Below are 19,182 nucleotides of genomic sequence, written 5' to 3' on the forward strand. Positions count from 1 at the left end.
CCTTTCCATCTGCACGGGGCCCGGCAGCGCTTCGCACATCATTCATAATATTCAAAGGAATGGCCGAAAATACGGACCGTATCACCCTCCTGCATCCCCAGCTCTCTCAGTGCGTCAAGTATGCCGTTGCTCTCGAGAAATTTCTGGAAGTACAGGAAGCCTTTTTCCGAATTGAGATTGGTATAGCCGAGCATGCGCTCCACTTTTGCCCCGGAGACAAAATATTCCTTGTTCTCCTCATCATAGCTGACCGTAAAATCATCCTCTGTCAGGATCAGCTCCGTCTCGGGATCAAACTCCTGATCGTAGGTCATAACCGTATGCGGCATGGATGCCAGCACTCCGCTGATATAATAGAGCAGCTCCCGGATGCCGTCGCCAGTCGCCGCGGATACGGCAAACACACGAATGCCGAGCGGTTCGTACTTCTCACGGATACGGCGCACCGGGTCGTCACCCTCCGGGATCAGATCATACTTGTTTGCCACAATGATCTGTTTCTTTTCCGAAAGCCCGATGCTGTATGCCGCCAGCTCACGGTTGATCGCCTCGATATCCTCGACGGGGTCTCTTCCCTCCGAGCCCGCGGCGTCCACAACATGGACAAGAACCTTTGTCCTCTCGATGTGGGCAAGGAACTGATGTCCCAGCCCCACGCCCTCGGCGGCTCCCTCAATAAGTCCCGGAATATCTGCCATCACAAAGCCCGGCGCATCCGGAAGATCCACAACGCCGAGTATGGGATTCAAGGTTGTAAAATGATAATTCGCAATCTTGGGTTTGGCATTGCTTACCATGGAGAGCAGCGTCGATTTGCCGACATTCGGGAAGCCGACAAGACCGACGTCCGCAATGACCTTGAGCTCCAGAAGAAGCTCGATCGAGCGGGCCGGCTGCCCCGACTGCGCATATTTCGGAGCCTGCATGGTCGAGGTCGCATAATGCTGGTTTCCGTTGCCTCCGTGACCGCCGCGCAGAAGCACGTAGCGCCGCCGCTCGCCGGACATGTCCGCAATTACCCTGCCGCTCCCGGCATCCTTGATAACCGTTCCCTCCGGCACCTTGAGCACGATGCTCTCACCGTTCCGGCCGGAGCACCGTCTCGTTCCGCCGTCCTGTCCGGCCTGCGCCGCATATTTGCGGACATGGCGAAAATCCTCGAGTGTGTTCTGTCCCTCATCCACCTCAAAGATCACATCCCCGCCGTTGCCGCCGTCGCCGCCGTCCGGACCGCCCGCAGGCACAAATTTCTCGCGGCGGAAAGAAACATGCCCGTCGCCTCCCTTGCCGCTGCTGACGATAATTCTGGCTCTGTCTGTAAATGCCATATGCTCAAGCCTCGCTCTGCTGTCATTGGATGACCGCGGTATCTGCCGCTGTCCATGGAACGCGCCATGGCGCGCATACCGAAAACAGGCTCCGGACATTGCTGTCCGAAGCCCGTCTGTGTTCAGCAAACTATTCTTACTGCTCTGCCGGATATACAGAAGCCTTGGTCTTGCTCTTTCCGACACGCTCGAACCGAAGAACACCGTCCACCTTGGCGAACAGAGTGTCATCGCCGCCGATGCCGACGTTCGTCCCGGGATGGATATGCGTGCCGCGCTGTCTGTAAAGGATGTTGCCGGCCTTGACAAACTGCCCGTCAGCTCTCTTTGCACCAAGTCTCTTGGCGTTGGAATCACGGCCGTTTTTGGTCGAGCCAAGTCCTTTCTTATGGGCAAAAAATTGAAGGTCTAAGTTTAACATAATTACGCCTCCTTGATTTCATAGCGCAGATACTTCCCGCCGTACTGCCGTATGATCCAGTCAAAACCATAGATCATGCAGTCGATGAGAAAACAGGCCCGATCTCCCGGCGCATTTCGGAATTCGCAGGAGATATTCCCCCCCGACTCCTCATCCGCGCGGACTACCACCGCCTCATGCAGAAGATCCTGCAGACAGTTGATCGTATTGATGACCAGAGCCGAAACCCCGGCGCAGACAATATCCGATCCCGCCTCCGAATACTCCGCATGTCCTCTGCAGGAAAAGGCCCGGTAAAGGCCCTTGCTGTCTTTTCTGATCTGAACCCGGATCATGATAAAATGCTCGGAATTTCCGATCAGCCGTTGATCTTTTCGATCTTGACAGAAGTATAAGCCTGTCTGTGACCGTTCTTCTTGTGATAGCCGGTCTTCGGCTTATATCTGTAAACGACTACCTTTTTCTCTCTGCCCTGATCCAGCACAGTCCCCGTGACGGTCGCTCCGGACACATCGCCGGCCACCCTCAGGGAATCCCCACCGATGGCAAGAACCTGATCGAAAGTGACGGCGTTCCCGGCCTCCGCATCCAGCTTCTCAACCTTGACGATGTCTCCCTCGGAAACCTTATACTGCTTTCCGCCTGTTGCAATAATCGCGTACATGATAGGTACCTCCTCCTTTATTATACTCGCTGACTTCGGCGCCGACGGAGAAAACTCCCGCCGGACTTCCGGAAAACTGCAGTACCCAGACAGTTCTCAGGGTAAAACCTGTCCCAGCCTCATCATGCGGCACATACGATAATTAAAATACCATCCGTCCCGCCAAATGTCAAACATTTTTATTCTTTTTTCAGAGGCGTTTTTCAAGTTTTTCAAGGTTTTGTCAACAGAGCTTCCAGCGGTGCCCCCGCCTTTTTCCGTGTGATCTCCGCAAGCCCGAGCGCTGTGAAATCCACCCACACGGTTTTCTGCGGATCGCGGCAGCAGAGCTCCCGCAGCCTCTCTCCCAGCAGCTCACGATGGCGTTCATCCATATTGATGAAATCCACAAGAATCATCCCGGACAGGTTACGGAGACGGAGCTGACGGAAAATCTCCTCCGCCGCCTCGCAGTTCACGGCAAACGCCGCGTTCTCCGCCGCCTCCCGTGAGCTCTTCCGGCCGCACCGGCCCGCCGCGGAGGACTTCCCGGAATTGACGTCGACGACGGTCAGCGCTTCCGTCCGGTCGAAGATAAGATACGCCCCGGATTTAAGCCACACCTGCCGCGACAGAGCCCCTCTGAGCTGCCTTTCGAGCCCCATCACCGTCAGGTACCGTCCCCCGTTCGCATCCTCGTAGCGCCGCAGCAGCCCGTCGGGAATACGGCTCTCGTCAAAGGAAGCGCCAAGGCTCCCGATGTCGACAATAACCTCCGCCGGATTCCGGTCCCTGATCTGCCGCTCCAGTTCGCCGAGTGCCCGATAAAGCACCGAAAATCCGGTCCTCACGGAGGACTCCTCCACAATCTTCGAAAGCCTCCGGGACAGCTCGCGGCTCTCCTCGAGCAGCGGCTCCGGATTCTGCTGTTCTGCGAGTTCCCCCGCGTTCGTCCGGATAATGAGGCCGATGCTCCCGCTTTCGGACGCATTCCATGCCTCGCAGCTCTTTTTCAGAAATTCTGCCGCCGCTCCGGAGAGCTTCTTCGAGACGCTCACGCCCCGATATCCCAACCCTGCGACGCAGTACCGCCCGTCCAGACTGAGCTTTCCCGTGACCCGGCAGGGCTTCGTCCCCATCGGCAGCGCGCTGATCTGCACCGGAAGAAGCTGCTGCGGGCGGAGCTTCTCCGGCTCTCCCGCGAGCTCACTGAACGGCAGAAATGCGGGACCTCCCGCTTTTTCCTCGCGCTCTGTTCCCGAAATAAGGGAAATGAAACAGGCGCGCAGCGAGGGAACCACCGCCGTAATTCTCCCCAGAATAATGTCTCCCACGCAGAGAGCATCCCCGTTCCGATCGGCCGGGAACACCTCCCGCAGTCTGCCGTCCTCCAGAAGAAAGCCGAAATTCTGCTCGCCCCACCCGGAAACCAGAATTTTCACGGCTTCTGCTCCCGCCGGGCAAGCTCCTGTGTGATATCGTTCCATTCGATTCCTTTTTCCGCCATGACGACCATCATGTGATACAGATAATCCGCCATCTCATAGACCAGCTCGGTTTTTTCCGGATTTTTGGCGGCGATGATAATTTCCGCCGCCTCTTCCCCCAGCTTTTTGAGCTGCTTGTCAATGCCCTTGTCAAACAGATAATTGGTGTAGGAGCCCTCTTTCGGATTGCTCCTGCGGTCCAGAATCGTCTGATAGACCTCATCAAGAACATTCCCGGTGCTCCCGCGCACTTCCCCGATCTGAAGATTCTGCCGGAAAAAGCAGGAATGGGCGCCGGTATGGCAGGCCGGTCCGATCTGATCGACCCGGGCCAGAAGCGTATCCATATCACAGTCCGCATAGAGGGAACGAAGATACTGGAAGTGCCCGCTGGTTTCCCCCTTGACCCACAGCGCACTGCGGCTCCGGGAATAGTAGGTCATGCGTCCGGTCTCGACGGTCTGCGCATACGCCTCCTTATTCATATAGGCCACCATCAGCACCTCGTCCGTCGCCGCCTCCTGCACGACGACCGGAATCAGGCCGTCCTGCCTGGTCTTGAGCTCTGCCCACGCAAAATTCGCCCTGCGCCGGTCGACCGCAATCCCGTTCTCCTCGCAGAGCTTCTTGATATCCCCGAGCTGTGCGGCATTGTCGTTCACCGCATTGCCGGTAATTCCGTCGATGCTCTCGTAGGACAGAAGCTCCAGAATTTTGTCAAGAGACACCTCGGGAATACATATGATCGTCGGAATATCCCGGAAATTCAGAGCATCCCGTATGCCGTTCTCCTCAATGAGTATCATCTCCTGCACATACTGTACAATCAGCTCACGGCGGGAAAGAACGTCGTCCGTGAGACGGTAGCAGGCCGCGATGCGGTTCTTCCCGAATTTTTCCGAGACCTCGCAGGTCAGCGCGATATTAGACTCCTTGGAATAATTGAGCGCCGCCATGGAGCATCCCGCATAGAGAAGCTTTTTGACATCCTCCATGCGCTTTATATGTCCCGCCCCGATGACCGGAACCCGGACCGCCGCGGCGATGCTCCGGATCATCTCCAGCGCCGCGTCATGCTCCGCGTCGCTGTCGTCCGCGGAACGGTCAAACACAAGAAGCGCATCAATACTCTCCCCATCGTACCGTCTTGCCAGCTCCACCGGGTCCCCGGACACCGTCGTGTTGTCCCGGAGGCCTCTGACCGCTCTGCCCTGATACAGAAAAATACAGGGAATGAATTTTTTACAGTTTTTCTTTATCATGTCCGCTGCGCCTCTCCTGCCGGTTCATACTCCGCCCGGGCCGTCCGCCGCTTAAGAATCTCAAGCTTGAAAACTCAAAAAGAACCCTCAGAGAACTCCCTTGGTGCTAAGCACGCCGTCGATGCGAGGCTCCCCCGCGGTCGCCATATCCAGCGCCTTGGCAAAGCACTTGAACATCGCCTCGATGATATGATGCGTATTGCTGCCCGAGAGCATGCGGATATGAAGATTCATGCCCGCGGCGTACGAGACGGAATAAAAGAACTCGTTCACAAGCTCCGTCTCAAAGTCCCCGACACGCTCAGAGGGGAGCTTCGCGTCACACACATAGAACGGCCGGCCGCACAGATCCACGGCACAGCAGATCAGCGCCTCATCCATCGGCAAAATGAAACAGCCGTAGCGTCGAATCCCCTTTTTATCTCCCGCCGCCTGACGGATCGCCTCTCCGAGCACGATTCCGGTGTCCTCCACTGTGTGATGCCCGTCCACCGCGAGATCGCCCCGGACCCGAAGCTCGAGGTCAAACAGGCCGTGTCTGGCAAAGGCGTCCAGCATATGATCAAAAAAGCCGATGCCGGTTGAAATGTCCGCTCTGCCGGAGCCATCGAGCCCCAACTTCATGGCAATGTCCGTTTCCCCGGTGATCCGGGTCACTTCCGCTGTACGCATGTTCCGCCTCCCTGCTCTGCGGCGTCCGCAGCATCCTCTGCGAACCTGACTTTAATGGAATTTGCATGCGCCGTCAATCCCTCGTTTTCGGCAAAGAGCTCAATGTCCTCATGCACCCGTTCGAGCGCCTCGCGGGAATAGGAAATGATGCTGCTCCGTTTCACAAACTGCTCCACGCCGAGCGGAGAAAAGAAACGGGCCGTTCCGTTGGTGGGAAGAATGTGGTTGGGACCCGCATAATAATCCCCCAGAGGCTCCGAGCTGAAGCTCCCGAGGAAAATCGCGCCGGCGTTGCGCAGCTTCGTCATAACGGCAAAAGGCTCCGCCGTCATGATCTCCACATGCTCGGAGGCGATGGCGTTGGCCGCCTCGATGAGCTGTTCCATGTCCTTTCCGACAAAGAGGCAGCCGTAGCGTTCGAGCGACTCGCGAATGATGTCCGCCCGGTCAAGCTCCGGGAGAAACGCGTCGATCTCCCGCGAGACCGCCTCCGCCAGCTCCCGGCTGACGGTCAGGAGAATGGCGCTCGCCATCGGGTCGTGCTCCGCCTGCGACAGGAGATCCGCCGCGACATAGCGGGGATTCGCCGTCTCGTCCGCAATGACGAGAATTTCACTCGGCCCCGCAACCGAATCGATGCCCACATAGCCGAAGCAGGCCTTTTTAGCCAGCGCGACGAAAATATTTCCGGGGCCCGTGATCTTATCCGCCCTCGGAATCGTCTCCGTGCCAAAGGCCATCGCGGCGATGGCCTGTGCCCCGCCGATTTTATAAATTTCATCCGCGCCCGCGATATCAGCCGCCACCACCGTTCCTGTCGGAACCCTGCCCTCCGGATTGGGAGGCGTGCAGACGAGAATACGCCTGACGCCGGCCACCTTTGCCGGTATCACATTCATGAGAACGCTGGAGGGATATGCCGCCCGTCCGCCCGGCACATAGCAGCCCGAAACTCCGATCGGCGTGATCTTCTGCCCCAGAATAACTCCGTCCTCCGAAGTGGAGATCCAGCTCTCCTGCCTCTGCTTTTCATGATAGCGGCGGATGTTTTCCGCAGCTCTGCGCATGACGCCGATAAAGGCAGGGTCAAGCGCCGCATAAGCCTCCTCGATTTCTCTCCGGCTGACGCGGAGCGTCTCTTTCGAGAGGCGGCACCGGTCAAACTGCTCCTCATAGCGGAACACCGCCGCATCACCCTCTCTGCGGACTCTGTCTGTGATCTCCCGGACCGTCTCCTCGTATTCTCCGTAATTGACCGGATTTCTCCGGAGCAGCGCATCCATGGCTTTCCCCTGCTCTTCCCCGGTCAGCGTCACGATTCTCATGCTTTCCCTCTTTTCCGCGAGGCGAATTTCAGATTCGCCGATGCGCTCTGTGCAGCCCGCAGCATCGCGATGAGTCCGCGGATCCTCACGTTTTCCATCTGCATAGAAACCTGATTGACGATCATGCGGGCGGAGAGAGGACAGACTTCCTCGAGAACCCCCAGCCCGTTCTCCCGGAGCGTCGAGCCGGTCTCCACGATGTCCACGATCACATCCGACAGACCGACAATAGGCCCCAGCTCCACAGAACCGTTCAGCTTGATGATATCCACGGTCTGCTGCTTTTCATTATAGAAGTATTCGCGCGCAATGTTCGGATATTTGCTCGCAACGCGGATCATTTCGTGATGCCGCAGCTTCTCCCTCGCCTCCTCCGGCCCGCATACGCACATGGTACAACGCCCGAAGCCGAGGTCAAGAACCTCGTAGACCCGACGCTTTTCCTCCATGATGATATCCGAGCCGACGACGCCGATGTCCGCCGCCCCCAGCTCCACATAGGTCGGGACATCCGGCCCCTTGGCGAGGAAAAAGCGCAGACGCTGCTCCCTGTTCTCAAAGATCAGCTTCCGGCTGCCGTCTTTCATCTCCTCCATCGAAATTCCGATCTTTTCAAACAGCGCGAGCGTCCGGTCCGCAAGTCTCCCCTTGGTCAGCGCAATCGTGAGATATTTTTCTTCCTGTGTTCTTTCCATCCGCTTCTTTCCTCCTGCCGGCAGAGCCATGTGCGGCGCCTCTCAGTGCGCCGGCTCCAGAACCACCGGCTGTCCTCCGGCCCTCAGCTTCTCCGCTTCCCGGAGCTTCTCGGAAAACGTTTCCTCCGTATAGAGGAGACGAACCGCCTCTCCCGGGACCGGCACGGAAATCCTCTGTCTCCGCAGCGCCTCGAGCAGCGTGTCGACCGGGATCATGAAGCCGATTGCCGGCGCAGCCTTGCCAAAGCGCGCGAGCAGCGTATCGTAGCGGCCGCCGGAGGCGACGGCATCTCCCACGCCGTAGGTGAAGCCGCGGAAAATGATGCCGGTATAGTAATTGTAATTGCTGAGCATGGACAGATCAAAGCGAAGCTCTTCGTCAAAGCCGTACTCCCGCAAAACCCGGCAGACCGCGCGGAGCCGTTCGACGGCCCGCTGCGACCGAGGATTATCGGCGCTCGCCGCGGCCTCATCCAGCGTCTCTGCCGTGCCGATGAAGTCCGATCCCCTGAGCAGCCGCTCCCTCTCCTCCCCGGCGACGCCCGCCTCCTCCAGCAGCTTTTCCGCCGCAAAAAAATTCTTCCCTGAAATCAGCTCACGGAGAGCCGCTTCCGTCGTCCCGTCAAGACCGGCCGCCTCCCAGACCCCCCGGAAATAATCCGCATTGCCGATGCTCACACAAAAATTACGGAGCCCCGCGCTTTGCAGCGCGTGAATCAGGAGAGCGATGGCCTCGGCGTCCGCAAAGACCGAGCCGTCGCCGATGAGCTCGACGCCGGTCTGCGTGGATTCCCGGAGCTTCCCCTGAAGACTTGAGCGGTTGAGAAAGGCCGAGCCCTGATAACAGAAGCGGATCGGACCGCTTTCTTCCATATAGTATTTGGCGGCGCAGCGGGCGCAGGAGGGAGTGAAATCCGGCCGGAGCGAGAGCGTCTCTCCCTCCCGGTCAAAAAAGCGGTACAGCTCCCGGGACGGCGTCGTTCCGATCTCGCGGGAAAACACATCGGAAAATTCAAAGGAGGGCGTCTGAAGCTCCTCATAGCCGTACAGGGTCATCTCCCGAAGAATGCGGGACATGACCGCCCGCTTCTCTTTCCATTCCTTTCCGTATACGTCGCGGACTCCCTCCGGTGTGTGGAGCAGAGCGCGTTCCTCTTCCTGTCTGTTCATTCCGCGTCCTCTCTGATGCGTTATCGAGTGCACTTTATTTTCAACACTTTATTGCTGTGATGTGATAACTCATTATCACGCTAAACTATCTGTGAGTATACAGAAAAAGGAGCGACCTGTCAATGCCGCTCCCATTTCCGCAATATTCCCGCCTTAATCCGCCTTAATCCTCCATGCCGAAACGTTTTTAGCGAGGCACGCGCCGCCGGCGCCCTGTGCCGACGCGCAGGGCGCCGAGCCGCTTCGCGTCTCATGGCGTCCCTCTGCCTGACAGCATTTTTCTTTTGCTGAAAGATCCGCGCAGGCGGCTTTGCGGCTGCGATCAGGGCTGACCGCCCCCGCCGCCCGCGGTCAGCACGACGATGCTTCTGCCGGGCAGTGTCAGCACATCGCCCTCCAAAAGCACGGGCTCCTCCGCGACGCACAGCACCGCGCCGAGCGAGCGGTATTCCGGGCAGACAGTTCCCAGCTCCATGCGGCGCGTCTCCTCCGCCGTGTGATAGACGAGCAGGACGCTCTCCCCTCCCGGGAGCTCCCGCAGCAGGGCGCAGCTGTCCTCATCCGAGAGCTCCCGGATGACCCGGACCGTTCCCCCTGCAATGGCGGGAAAACTCCGGCGGATGTGAACCGCCGTCCGGAAATATCGCAGGATAGAGGCCGGATCCCCACTCTGCTCCTGCATGGGCGGAAACTTCATTGATATACTCTCCATCTCCGGCGGCCCGTCCGTCATTCCCTCCGCGTCCGGATCCTCCGACCAGTACATCGGGGCGCGCCTGTTCTCGTCTCTGCCGGAGCCTTTCATTCCGAGCTCCTCGCCGTAGTAGACGAATGCGTTCCCTCCCATCATCAGATTCAGCCCACCGGCGAATTTCGCGCACGCACCGTCGTCTCCCGCATAATATCCGGCGCTCCGGTTCATATCGTGATTCGTATAGAACGGCGCATTGACATAGCTCTCGGAATATGTCCCGTAAAGGGTCTGCTCCTCCTCCATGGCCTCCGCAAACTGCAGGGCACTGTACTTTGATTTTGCCGTCCTCGCCAGCAGTCCCTCCGCATCCGCGAATGCGAAATCAAAGAACGAATCGATTCCGCTCTCGTAATAGCGGGCATACACCTGCTGATTCGCCCATGCCTCGCCGACGAAATAGCAGTCCGGCCGGATCCCCTCCGCCGTCTGCTTCAGCCATGAGAGGAAAGCGACATTGCGGGCGATATCGTCTGCGTAGTAGGACGTGCAGGCATCCAGCCGGAAGCCCGCCGCGCCGCGTTCCAGCCAGAAACGCAGAACCTCGGCGATTCCCTCCCGGACGCGGCTGCTGTCCAGATTCAGATCCGGCATCCCCGACCAGAATCTCGCCTCATAGTAGAAGCCCGTATCCCCAAGCGGCTCGTATCCCGCCTGCTTTTCCGCAGAAAACTGATAGCAGTCAAGCGCAGGACAATCTTCGGCGGAGGGCTCCTCTCCCTCCGGAAGCGCCCGGAGATAATCCGCCGCCTCCCGGAACCACGGATGCTCCGTTGAGGTATGATTCAGAACAAGATCCGTAAGCACACGAATGTCCCGTTTTCCTGCTTCCCGGATCAGCTCGTCAAAATCCTCCAGCGTTCCGTACTGCGGATCGACGGCAAAGTAGTCCGTCACATCATACTTATGATAGCTGGGCGAGGGGCAGATCGGCATGAGCCAGATCTGGTCAAAGCCCATGTCCGCAATATAATCAAGCCGGGAAATGACTCCCTGCAGATCGCCGATCCCGTCTCCGTCGCTGTCGCAGAAAGAATAGACAAAAATTTCATACGTTGTCCGGCAGTTTCCCACGGGCGGCAGAAGCGGCAGCCGCTCGGTCAGAGCCGCCATCTGTCCGATGCCGGTTTCGCTCTCCCCTGCTTCGCGCGGCGCCGCGATTCCGGCTCCTGCGCCGCAGCCGGCGGCACTCCCCGCAAATCCTGCAAGAAGCAGCGTTATAAGAAAGGAAGCCCATCGTTTTTTCCGCATCATAATCTCCATGCCGAAGCACCCACAGCGAGGCACGCGCCGCAGGCGTCCTGCGCCGGCGGCAGCGCGACGGCCAGTTCAAAAAACTCCCGGAGGCGCCAAAGTCCCCCGGGAGAAAAAGTTTGTTTCCATGTATCGATCAGCCCTTGACCGCGCCGCCGGTAACTCCCTCGACATAATACCGCTGGAGGCACATGAAGAGAATGGTGACGGGAATGGCGACGAGAATGCCTCCCGCACAGAAACGGGTAAAGTAGCCCTGATAGTCGTTGGTCCATACCCAGCGCGTCATGGCGACCGCGACATTATAACTCTTGTCGTTGCCGAACGCCACATAGGAGGCGAAGATATAATCACACCACGGCGCCATGAACGCCGTCAGCGCGGTGTAAATGACAATCGGCTTGGAGAGCGGGATGATCATCTGCACAAAGATCCGGGCTCTCGTCGCGCCATCGATACGGGCCGCCTCGTCAAGCGCTTTCGGAATCGTGTCAAAATACCCTTTGCAGACATAGTAACCCATACCGGAGCTCGCCACATAGACAAGAATCAGGCCCGGCACCGCGCCGGCCTGCGTAAGGCCGAACTGCTTAAGCAGGAAGTACATGCAGATCATCGTGAGAAAGCCCGGGAACATACCGAGAATCAGCCAAAACCGCATGAGGAGCTTTCTGCCGCGGAAGCGCATCCGGGACAGTGCATACGCCACACACAGAACCATCAGCGTCTGCAGCACAGAAACTACAAGAGCGATCAGCACCGTATTTCCGTACCAGCGGAGATAATTGTTCTCCCCGGAAAAGAGGAAACGGTAATTATCCAGAGAGAAACGCTTCGGGATCACATAGCCTATCATTCCGCCGTACTCACTCTCATAGGATCGGAAGCTGGTCATAAGGAGGCCGAAGAAAGGAAACAGCCAGATGATGCTCACCAGAATCAGAACCGCGTAGGTGACGGCATTCCCGATCGCGCGCCTTACCGACATGGAAGAATATTTTTTCTCATTCATCACTGGAAGCCCTCCTCATCTCTGACTGACGGCAGCATATTATATACCACGAGAGAAATCACCGCCGTGACAACGAATACCATGATGCCGATGACCGCCGCCATCTTATAGTTGGTATCGTTGACCGTCATCTTGTAGAGCCATGTGACCAGAAGATCGGTGTGCCCGGCGTTGCCCGCCAGATTGGTGGACAGCGGCTTGCCCTGCGTCAGCAGGTAGATCACGTTGAAATTATTCAGGTTGGCGGTAAACTGCGTGAGCAGGAACGGTCCTGTCACAAACAGCATGTACGGCAGCGTGATACTCCAGAACATCTGCCAGCCGTTTGCCCCGTCGATGCTTGCGCTTTCGTAGAGATCCTCCGGAATATTCATCAGAAGCCCGGTCGCGATCAGCATCAGATACGGGATACCGACCCAGATGTTGATAAGAATAATCATGATCTTGGCAAGCGCCGGATCTGTCCAGAACGGAATGGCCGTGCGGATGAGCCCCCACTTCAGAAGATAGCTGTTCACAAGTCCGTCGGCGGCAAACATACGCATGATATAAAGAAGTGAGACAAACTGCGGCACCGCAATGGTCAGCACCAATATGGTGCGCCACAGCTTCTTAAAGCGTATCCCTTTCTTATTGATCAGCATCGCCACGGCAAGTCCGAGGAAATAGTCGATAAAGGTTGCAAAGAACGCCCATGCCAGTGTCCAAATCAGCACCATCAGGAACGTTTTGCCGAAGCCGCTCGTCCCGAAAGAAAAGAGATTCCGGAAGTTTTCCAGACCGACCCATGTAAACAGGTGCGTCGGCGCCTGATGCTTATCGTCATAATTGGTGAACGCAACGCAGATCATGAAAATAATGGGCAGCACCGTAAAGATGAAAATGCCGAGCACCGGGATGGCAAGCAGTGTCTTGTCAAAATTCTCATCGAGAAGAGAAAACAGGAATTTCTGGTTTGTTTCCAGCGCTTTGCCGGCGCGGAGTCTGTCCTGCTCTTTCTTGTTCTCCCGTACATTCAGCCGCCACAGATAAATAAATGCAGCGATCACGACGATCGTCAGGATTCCGAACAGAAGAATTAGAAAGCTGTTGTCGCCGTATACCGTCTTGCGGCGGATCTTCTGCGTTTCGATGGTTCCCAGCGTTGCAAACTTGGAGATATACTGACCTCCGAAGCTGATCATGTACCAGATGAATAAAATTTCTGACAGAAAAAGAGCCCATCCCTTTGCGTACAGACCGCGGAGTATCGGGCCGAAGCCCATGATGAGATAGGATACTCTCGTCTTCCAATCCCCCTCCGCGAATGTCGTTCCGATCTCCTTTATATCTGCCGAAAAAGCTGACAACGCTCCGGCAAACGCGCTCTTTTTCTTTGCTGTCCCGTCAGCAGTCCCTGCCATATCTACCTCCGTCCCCTCCTGAAAACTGCTCTTTGGAGAAAACGGGCCGGCAAAACCATTTCTGCCGGCCCGTCTGCTGTTTACATCCGATTATTTCGCGTAGGAAATGCAGGTATCCTGAAACTCCTGCAGCTTTGCGAGAAGATCGGCATCGCTCGTTTTATCCGAGATTTCTCCGTTGATCACGCTGTCGCCGAGACCGGTTGCCAGCGTCCAGTAATCGCCGGGATACTGTCCCTGCGGAACGTCGTTCAGCATCTGCTCGTTCAACGCGGTCAGAGCCTCATCCGCCATAACCTTCTCAGACTTCTGCACCTCGAGATTCGACGGTCCCCAGCCGACAGACTCATATCTCGCGAGCTGCACCTCGCCGCCCGAGAGGAACTGCGCCAGAGCATCACAGACCATGAGCTTGCCCTCGTCCTCCTGCGGCTTCACGCCGAGAAGCTTATAGCCCGAGAAACCGGAGAGCTGATAGGTCTTGCCGTCCGCCCCCTTGAAAGACGGAAGCTTTGCGCAGGCATAGTTGTCGCCCAGCGCATCCTTGGCCGCCTGCGCATCCCATGTACCATCCACGATGGCCGCCATCTTTGCCGCGTCCGCCGCACCGACGGAGGAACCGTTTACAAAGGCGGGAGAATTGTTCAGATGAATCATCTCCTTGAGCGCCACTACACCGGCATCCGAGGCATAGTCCACATTCGCCGCAGTGAAATTACCGTCATTGTCCGTCTCATAGCTGAGTGTGCAGCCGGTTCCGAAGAAGAAAGCCGTCTGATACCAGCCGGAGTTAATCTCCATATAGAACGATTTGCCGGCAGCCTCGCAGTCCGCAAGAATGGCGTCCAGATCAGAGGGATCCTTGACGACGCTCTTGTCGTAATACATGAAATAACCGTTGTCCGAGGTCAGCGGATAGGCATAGAGGATATCTCCGACCGTCGCCGCAGCAACCGCGCCGGCATCATTGGCCGCCTTGACCGCCTCCACGTTCTCCGGAGCAACCTCTTCGAGTGCTCCCGCGGAAACGAGACGGGCGATCTGATCCTGTGCAAAGACATAAATGTCCGCACCAGCCTCGACGTCCGTGATCATATTGCCGGCGGCATCGCCCTCGCCGGTCGCCTCGACCACCATGCTGTAGCCCGAGAAATCCGGATTGGCCTCCTGAAACGCCTTGATCTGCTGATTGGTAAAATCAACAGCATTGTCTGCGACCCAGACCTTGATCTCTCCGGTGCCGTAATCGATCTCCTCCTGCGGCGCGTCCTCTTCGGTTTCCGCCTCCGCCGTCTCTTCCGCGGCTGCGGTATCCGCGGTCGCCTCCTGCCCCGTTCCGGATGCCGTGCCGCTTCCGCAGCCCGCAAGGAGCGTCACTGCCACTGCCGAACTGAGTGCGGCCGTCAATGCCTTGTTCTTCATAATAGGTCTCTCCCTTCGTTTCTCACCTGTAAAACTGTATCACCGGATATATTTTCGATAATTTTCGCTCCGGCACCTATAAGGTATCGCAGCCTCGGCTCCTATGTCAATATTGTTCTTTGAAAATCATCATATTTTCGTTATCCTGCACAATTTTATGTGTTCTTTTTCAGAAAGAAGAACTAAATAATTTCGAAAATTTTCGTCTCGCTTGTGAAATGCTTTTCCGCACCATATAATAAGCATAATCATTTATAGAAAAACACAGCGACAGACGTCCGGAATACGGACAGGAGAATATAGAATGGCTACCATCAGGGATATTGCCGACAGGCTTGGAATATCGGTCAGTACGGTGTCAAAGGGGCTGAACGGGGGCAAAGATATCAGCGAAGCCCTGCGTCAATCCGTTCTGGACACTGCCGTTGAGCTTGGCTACATCAACCGCCGCGCAAGAAAGGAAGAAAACCGGCGGCTCTGCCTTTTTATTGAGAACATGGAATTTTCCGACGCGGATCAGTTCGGCTATGAAATCGTGCTCGGCTTCCGTCAGGCTTCCTACCGGGATCACTGGGAGGTTGACATGCTTCCTGTGAATCACGTCTTTCAGGAAATGAACAAATACGACAATTTTATGCTGGAAAAGAATTACAGCGGCTCGTTTATCCTCGGCTTCTCCTCGGACGACCCGTGGATGGAGCAGCTTACCGGCACCTCTGTCCCCACCGTGCTTCTTGACAATTTCATTCCGGCCAACCATGACGTCGGCTCCATCGGTACGGACAGCGAGGAGGCCATCAATGCCGCGCTTGATCACCTCATCCGGCTGGGACATGAAAAAATCGCATTCTTAAACGGCTCCCGGGGCTCCATGATCTCCGATCAGCGCATGCTCGCCTATCTGAACGGTATGGCAAAGCATCATCTGCCGGTCGATCCCAACATGGCCGTATACGGCTATTTCGTCGCAGACGCCGCAAAATATCACGTTCCCGGCTTTCTCGATCTGGGTGCGACGGCGATCCTGTGCGGCAGCGACACCATCGCCGTCGGCGTCATCGAATCCGTGCGCACCGCAGGGCTCTCTGTTCCCGAAGACATCAGCGTCGTCGGCTTCGACGATCTTCCCTTTGCCGCGCATCTGAGTCCGCCGCTCACAACCATCCGGCAGGACCGCCTTGAGCTCGGCAAAAGCGGCTTCTTTGTTCTTCATGCGCTGATCGAGCAGGTTGCGCTCAGCCGCAGCATGATGCGCCCGGATCTCATCATCCGCGAGTCCACCGCCCCCGCAAGGCCCCGGCTTGTCACAAAGCGCGTGGCGGAAAAGGATTCCGTGCTGAATGTCAATCCCCTGCTCTATGAGCAGTATCAAAAGCAGCACCGGAATTTCTGACGCGCCGCGTCGCCTCTCATGCCGTCCCGCTGCGCAGCATCTATCTTTCTGTCAGGTCCTTATTGATCATCTCCAGATACGGCACCAGCACGCCGCTCTTCTTGGGGAGAATCCACGTCTGATCCAGCTCATCAAAGCGGAAGCTCTTCCTCCCTCCCTGTTCGGTCCGTTCCCAGAACGGGAGGAAGAGACGGAACGGCATATAATAATAGATTTCCTTTCCCGTAAAGGAAATCAGGAAAAAGGCAATCCCCTCCTGCCTCTCAAATTCCCGCATGAAATCGACCTGATGTTCATGGATGTTCTGAAGACTGAATGTGAGCGTTTTGGACTCCTTGGCATCGAAGCAGACCGGAATCCCCTGAATGACGCCGATGTAATCCACCGTGCTTTTCTGATCAAAATATGCCAGTGTGATGTGCCTGCTCTCCCTGTCAATATTGATCGGCGTGATCGGCGTCGGCACTTTCTGTATCAGCGCGAGGTGCTGCTCACGGTATTTTTCATTTGTCCTGTTGATCAGCTCCTCAAGAGTGGAGCCTCTAAGGCCTCTGGAATTCCATGTTCCCATCTGCGTCCTCCGCGATAATCCGTCCATAAACTGCCGGTACCGGAACCAAAAAGCTGCGGCGGGACAGCGCGACAAGCTCCCCCTCCATCAGGGGAAATTCAATCCGGCATGCGTACAGAAGCTGATGCCGCACGCCGTATCTTGACCGCAGCTCGTCATTCCACCGGGTATCGCCGTACTTCGGGTCGCCTCCGATCGGATTTCCTCTGTGCGCAAGATGCGCCCGGAGCTGATGCGTTTTTCCCGTCACCAGCTCACATTCCAGCAGCGTCGCGTTTTTTCCATACTTGAGAGCGCGATAGCGCGTCTCCGAATACGGCGCGTTCTCCGCCGCCTTCGGCAAGACCTCGACCTGATTGGTACGCGGATCTTTTCTGATATAGCCGGTGATTCTTCCATTCCCCTGCATGTGTCCCCGAACGACCATGCGGTAGAATTTCCGGAGCGACCGCGTCCGCAGAAGCTCCGACACCGCGCGGCTCCCCGCCAGCGTCTTGGCGCAGATCAGGATTCCTCCCGTATTGCGGTCAAGACGGTTGCAGACAGATGGCGTAAACTCCTCAAGAGACGTCTCCGTCGCCTCCCCGCGCGCAAGAAGACAGCCCACGAACCATTCGTTCATCGAGATATCCTCCGGCCTCGCTTTCTGGGAGAGAATGCCCGGCTTTTTATCCGCAAGAAGAATGTGGGCGTCCTCATAGATGACGGGCGAACGGCGGTACAGGGCGCCGATCTGCGCATAGGCCGCCCGGTAAACCGCACCGCAGGCCGCATCCTCCCCCGTGCCCGAAAACTTGGCATAGGTTTCATCCGAGAGGAAAAAGACCACCTCGTCTCCCGCGCGGACGTTTTCGCCGCCCTCCGCCCTGCTGCCGTTCAGGGTGATGTTTTTTTTGCGGAGCATTTTATAGATGAAAGAGCTCGGAGCCGCAGGCAGCTTTCTCCGAAGATATTTGTCAAAGCGCTGCCCCTGCTCGGGGGCCGAAACAATCATTTTTTTCATCGCCGTTCTTCTTTAATTCATCAGGTAATGCGCCGCTGCATGCGGCGCATTCGGCGTTCTCAGATCGAGAGCACAAGCAGCAGCTCGCGGACATTCCGCAAATCTTCTTTTTCTGTCTGCTCCGCAAGACGATTCAGAGAATCCAGTCTGTCAAGGTAACGGTCGAGGCTGAAAAAAAGCTTCACACTGTAACCGCGCATCCCGTTGTTCTCCAGCATATCGCGGATATGCTTTTCCGCCGCCGGTCCGTCGCAGTCCCGCGTTTCCGTAAAGGCGACAATATTCTTACAGGCGAACGCCGCATGACTAATCTGGAAATTCCGGCTGTAGCTTGTCAGATAGAGCTCATACAGATGGTCGAGCGCTCCGACATGTCTGCGTATCTGCTCTTCCGCGCCGGCAGAGCACCCGCGGGCCCGGAAGAGAACAATCGCGGAGACGCCGCATTTCGCAATCGGAAGACAGATCAGAGCGGCAAAGATGCTGAACAGGTTCCGATTGCTCCCAAAATAAACCTGCGCCGTGAAAAACATGATGAGATCCGCGGCAAGGAGAAGCAGCGTAAGATGATGCATCCGGTTTCTTCGCATACGGATGTAGCCCGTGCTTCCCTTTTTTATTCCTCTCATTGTCCCTCTGATTCCTCCCTAATTGCGCCGCCCAGCAGCTCCCGATAGTCCCTGATGTAACAATCGGCGAGCTGCTGCTTTTCCGCTCTCTGTCCGGCGGAAAAAAGATCCTCCACCGCCGTGACATACATGCCGGCCGCCTTGCCCGCACGGATCCCGTCCGGCACATCCTCAAAAACCATGCAGCGCTCCGGAGATACCCCGAGCCGCTTCGCCGCTGTGAGATAGATATCCGGCGCAGGCTTGCCCCGCAGCGCCTCGTCTCCCGTCACCACCGTGTCAAAATGATCTGCAATTCCGTGGGCGGACAGCACCGTCTCCGTGAGCTCCCGCGAATTGCTCGTCGCGATGCCCAGACGCAGGCCACTGCTTCTGCACCATTGCAGAAAGTCCAGCGCATACGGTTTCAGCGGGACCTCCTCCGCATATTTGCGGCGCGCCATGTCGTTCCAGTCCGCCATCATGATTTCTTCCTCGTCCGGAATGCCGAAGCGCTCACGAAAATACACCGCCGTCTCGCGCATGCTCCGGCCGCCGAGCTCCTCCTGCAGTCCGTCGGGCATCACGACATCGTAGCGGGCCAGATACTCGATATCGATCGCCCGCCACATCCACATGGAATCGACCAGTGTGCCGTCCAGATCAAACAACACGGCCTGCAGCTCTTCATAACACTCATAAAGAAAGACCGGTTCCCGAACGGAATCGGTCTCTTTGAAGCTCCTGTCTTTCATTCTTTCC

The 19,182-nt window shown here is 56.9% G+C and carries 19 protein-coding genes; 1 reads left to right on the forward strand and 18 read right to left on the reverse strand.

Annotated features, from left to right (window positions below):
* Positions 1–38 precede the first annotated feature (38 nt).
* The 14 genes from obgE to E0E20_RS08920 all read right to left on the reverse strand — a co-directional run bounded on the left by obgE (position 39) and on the right by E0E20_RS08920 (position 14,845).
* Entirely contained in the window at positions 39–1,328 is a 1,290-nt protein-coding gene (obgE, locus tag E0E20_RS08855; RefSeq protein WP_130837853.1) for a GTPase ObgE, read from the reverse strand.
* Between the two features lie 136 nt (positions 1,329–1,464).
* Positions 1,465–1,749, reverse strand: a complete 285-nt coding sequence (gene rpmA / locus E0E20_RS08860; protein ID WP_130837854.1) for a 50S ribosomal protein L27 — start codon at positions 1,747–1,749, stop codon at positions 1,465–1,467.
* A 2-nt stretch (positions 1,750–1,751) separates the two neighbouring features.
* Positions 1,752–2,084, reverse strand: a complete 333-nt coding sequence (locus E0E20_RS08865; protein ID WP_130837855.1) for a ribosomal-processing cysteine protease Prp — start codon at positions 2,082–2,084, stop codon at positions 1,752–1,754.
* Positions 2,085–2,107: 23 nt separating this feature from the next.
* Positions 2,108–2,413 carry a 50S ribosomal protein L21 gene (rplU, locus tag E0E20_RS08870; protein ID WP_130837856.1) on the reverse strand — a complete coding sequence of 102 codons (306 nt, stop codon included), beginning with the start codon at positions 2,411–2,413 and terminating at the stop codon, positions 2,108–2,110.
* A 212-nt stretch (positions 2,414–2,625) separates the two neighbouring features.
* Positions 2,626–3,834: a ribonuclease E/G gene (locus E0E20_RS08875; RefSeq protein ID WP_165444046.1), complete on the reverse strand. Its 1,209-nt coding sequence runs from the start codon at positions 3,832–3,834 to the stop codon at positions 2,626–2,628.
* Entirely contained in the window at positions 3,831–5,141 is a 1,311-nt protein-coding gene (hisIE, locus tag E0E20_RS08880) for a bifunctional phosphoribosyl-AMP cyclohydrolase/phosphoribosyl-ATP diphosphatase HisIE (protein WP_130837858.1), read from the reverse strand. Before hisIE ends, E0E20_RS08875 begins: the two co-directional genes overlap by 4 nt.
* An 87-nt stretch (positions 5,142–5,228) precedes the next feature.
* Positions 5,229–5,813: an imidazoleglycerol-phosphate dehydratase HisB gene (gene hisB, locus E0E20_RS08885; RefSeq protein ID WP_130837859.1), complete on the reverse strand. Its 585-nt coding sequence runs from the start codon at positions 5,811–5,813 to the stop codon at positions 5,229–5,231.
* Entirely contained in the window at positions 5,795–7,138 is a 1,344-nt protein-coding gene (gene hisD, locus E0E20_RS08890; RefSeq protein ID WP_130837860.1) for a histidinol dehydrogenase, read from the reverse strand. Before hisD ends, hisB begins: the two co-directional genes overlap by 19 nt.
* Complete coding sequence (gene hisG / locus E0E20_RS08895) at positions 7,135–7,833, reverse strand: ATP phosphoribosyltransferase (RefSeq protein ID WP_130837861.1); 699 nt, start codon at positions 7,831–7,833, stop codon at positions 7,135–7,137. Before hisG ends, hisD begins: the two co-directional genes overlap by 4 nt.
* 42 nt (positions 7,834–7,875) lie before the next feature.
* Entirely contained in the window at positions 7,876–9,003 is a 1,128-nt protein-coding gene (gene hisZ, locus E0E20_RS08900; protein WP_130837862.1) for an ATP phosphoribosyltransferase regulatory subunit, read from the reverse strand.
* Between the two features lie 322 nt (positions 9,004–9,325).
* Positions 9,326–11,008 (reverse strand): alpha-amylase family glycosyl hydrolase, encoded by a 1,683-nt coding sequence (locus E0E20_RS08905; protein ID WP_165444047.1) that lies wholly within the window; start codon positions 11,006–11,008, stop codon positions 9,326–9,328.
* Positions 11,009–11,144: 136 nt separating this feature from the next.
* Positions 11,145–12,020 carry a sugar ABC transporter permease gene (locus E0E20_RS08910; RefSeq protein WP_242622738.1) on the reverse strand — a complete coding sequence of 292 codons (876 nt, stop codon included), beginning with the start codon at positions 12,018–12,020 and terminating at the stop codon, positions 11,145–11,147.
* The gene (locus E0E20_RS08915; RefSeq protein WP_130837864.1) at positions 12,020–13,423 is read right to left on the reverse strand and encodes a carbohydrate ABC transporter permease; all 1,404 of its coding nucleotides are present in this window, start codon (positions 13,421–13,423) and stop codon (positions 12,020–12,022) included. The genes E0E20_RS08910 and E0E20_RS08915 overlap by 1 nt, the downstream gene beginning before the upstream one ends.
* A 90-nt stretch (positions 13,424–13,513) precedes the next feature.
* Positions 13,514–14,845, reverse strand: coding sequence for an extracellular solute-binding protein (locus E0E20_RS08920; RefSeq protein WP_130837865.1), 1,332 nt, complete (start codon positions 14,843–14,845; stop codon positions 13,514–13,516).
* A gap of 304 nt (positions 14,846–15,149) precedes the next feature.
* On the opposite strand from E0E20_RS08920, the gene E0E20_RS08925 reads away from it, so the two are divergent.
* On the forward strand, positions 15,150–16,238 hold the full coding sequence (locus tag E0E20_RS08925) for a LacI family DNA-binding transcriptional regulator (RefSeq protein ID WP_130837866.1): 1,089 nt from the start codon (positions 15,150–15,152) through the stop codon (positions 16,236–16,238).
* Between the two features lie 40 nt (positions 16,239–16,278).
* On the opposite strand, the gene E0E20_RS08930 is transcribed toward E0E20_RS08925, so the two are convergent.
* Genes E0E20_RS08930 through E0E20_RS08945 form a run of 4 tightly spaced genes read right to left on the reverse strand, consistent with a single transcriptional unit; the run spans position 16,279 to position 19,175 of the window.
* Positions 16,279–16,809: a Holliday junction resolvase RecU gene (locus E0E20_RS08930; protein WP_130837867.1), complete on the reverse strand. Its 531-nt coding sequence runs from the start codon at positions 16,807–16,809 to the stop codon at positions 16,279–16,281.
* On the reverse strand, positions 16,781–17,812 hold the full coding sequence (locus E0E20_RS08935) for an RluA family pseudouridine synthase (protein ID WP_130837868.1): 1,032 nt from the start codon (positions 17,810–17,812) through the stop codon (positions 16,781–16,783). The genes E0E20_RS08930 and E0E20_RS08935 overlap by 29 nt, the downstream gene beginning before the upstream one ends.
* A gap of 59 nt (positions 17,813–17,871) precedes the next feature.
* Positions 17,872–18,441 carry a hypothetical protein gene (locus E0E20_RS08940; RefSeq protein ID WP_130837869.1) on the reverse strand — a complete coding sequence of 190 codons (570 nt, stop codon included), beginning with the start codon at positions 18,439–18,441 and terminating at the stop codon, positions 17,872–17,874.
* The gene (locus E0E20_RS08945) at positions 18,438–19,175 is read right to left on the reverse strand and encodes an HAD family hydrolase (protein ID WP_130837870.1); all 738 of its coding nucleotides are present in this window, start codon (positions 19,173–19,175) and stop codon (positions 18,438–18,440) included. The genes E0E20_RS08940 and E0E20_RS08945 overlap by 4 nt, the downstream gene beginning before the upstream one ends.
* Positions 19,176–19,182: the final 7 nt, after the last annotated feature.

The sequence above is a fragment of the Lachnoclostridium sp. Marseille-P6806 genome, from assembly GCF_900625025.1.
Lineage (GTDB): Bacteria > Bacillota > Clostridia > Lachnospirales > Lachnospiraceae > CAG-791.

Bases quoted from the DNA above. Each gene is read 5' to 3' on its own strand.
- E0E20_RS08935 (WP_130837868.1), bottom strand. From the start codon at position 17,812: ATGAAAAAAATGATTGTTTCGGCCCCCGAGCAGGGGCAGCGCTTTGAC.
- E0E20_RS08920 (WP_130837865.1), bottom strand. From the start codon at position 14,845: ATGAAGAACAAGGCATTGACGGCCGCACTCAGTTCGGCAGTGGCAGTG.
- E0E20_RS08945 (WP_130837870.1), bottom strand. From the start codon at position 19,175: ATGAAAGACAGGAGCTTCAAAGAGACCGATTCCGTTCGGGAACCGGTC.
- rpmA (WP_130837854.1), bottom strand. From the start codon at position 1,749: ATGTTAAACTTAGACCTTCAATTTTTTGCCCATAAGAAAGGACTTGGC.
- E0E20_RS08865 (WP_130837855.1), bottom strand. From the start codon at position 2,084: ATGATCCGGGTTCAGATCAGAAAAGACAGCAAGGGCCTTTACCGGGCC.
- rplU (WP_130837856.1), bottom strand. From the start codon at position 2,413: ATGTACGCGATTATTGCAACAGGCGGAAAGCAGTATAAGGTTTCCGAG.
- hisD (WP_130837860.1), bottom strand. From the start codon at position 7,138: ATGAGAATCGTGACGCTGACCGGGGAAGAGCAGGGGAAAGCCATGGAT.
- hisG (WP_130837861.1), bottom strand. From the start codon at position 7,833: ATGGAAAGAACACAGGAAGAAAAATATCTCACGATTGCGCTGACCAAG.
- E0E20_RS08915 (WP_130837864.1), bottom strand. From the start codon at position 13,423: ATGGCAGGGACTGCTGACGGGACAGCAAAGAAAAAGAGCGCGTTTGCC.
- E0E20_RS08930 (WP_130837867.1), bottom strand. From the start codon at position 16,809: ATGGGAACATGGAATTCCAGAGGCCTTAGAGGCTCCACTCTTGAGGAG.
- hisB (WP_130837859.1), bottom strand. From the start codon at position 5,813: ATGCGTACAGCGGAAGTGACCCGGATCACCGGGGAAACGGACATTGCC.
- E0E20_RS08910 (WP_242622738.1), bottom strand. From the start codon at position 12,020: ATGAATGAGAAAAAATATTCTTCCATGTCGGTAAGGCGCGCGATCGGG.
- E0E20_RS08905 (WP_165444047.1), bottom strand. From the start codon at position 11,008: ATGATGCGGAAAAAACGATGGGCTTCCTTTCTTATAACGCTGCTTCTT.
- E0E20_RS08940 (WP_130837869.1), bottom strand. From the start codon at position 18,441: ATGAGAGGAATAAAAAAGGGAAGCACGGGCTACATCCGTATGCGAAGA.
- obgE (WP_130837853.1), bottom strand. From the start codon at position 1,328: ATGGCATTTACAGACAGAGCCAGAATTATCGTCAGCAGCGGCAAGGGA.
- hisZ (WP_130837862.1), bottom strand. From the start codon at position 9,003: ATGAACAGACAGGAAGAGGAACGCGCTCTGCTCCACACACCGGAGGGA.
- hisIE (WP_130837858.1), bottom strand. From the start codon at position 5,141: ATGATAAAGAAAAACTGTAAAAAATTCATTCCCTGTATTTTTCTGTAT.
- E0E20_RS08925 (WP_130837866.1), top strand. From the start codon at position 15,150: ATGGCTACCATCAGGGATATTGCCGACAGGCTTGGAATATCGGTCAGT.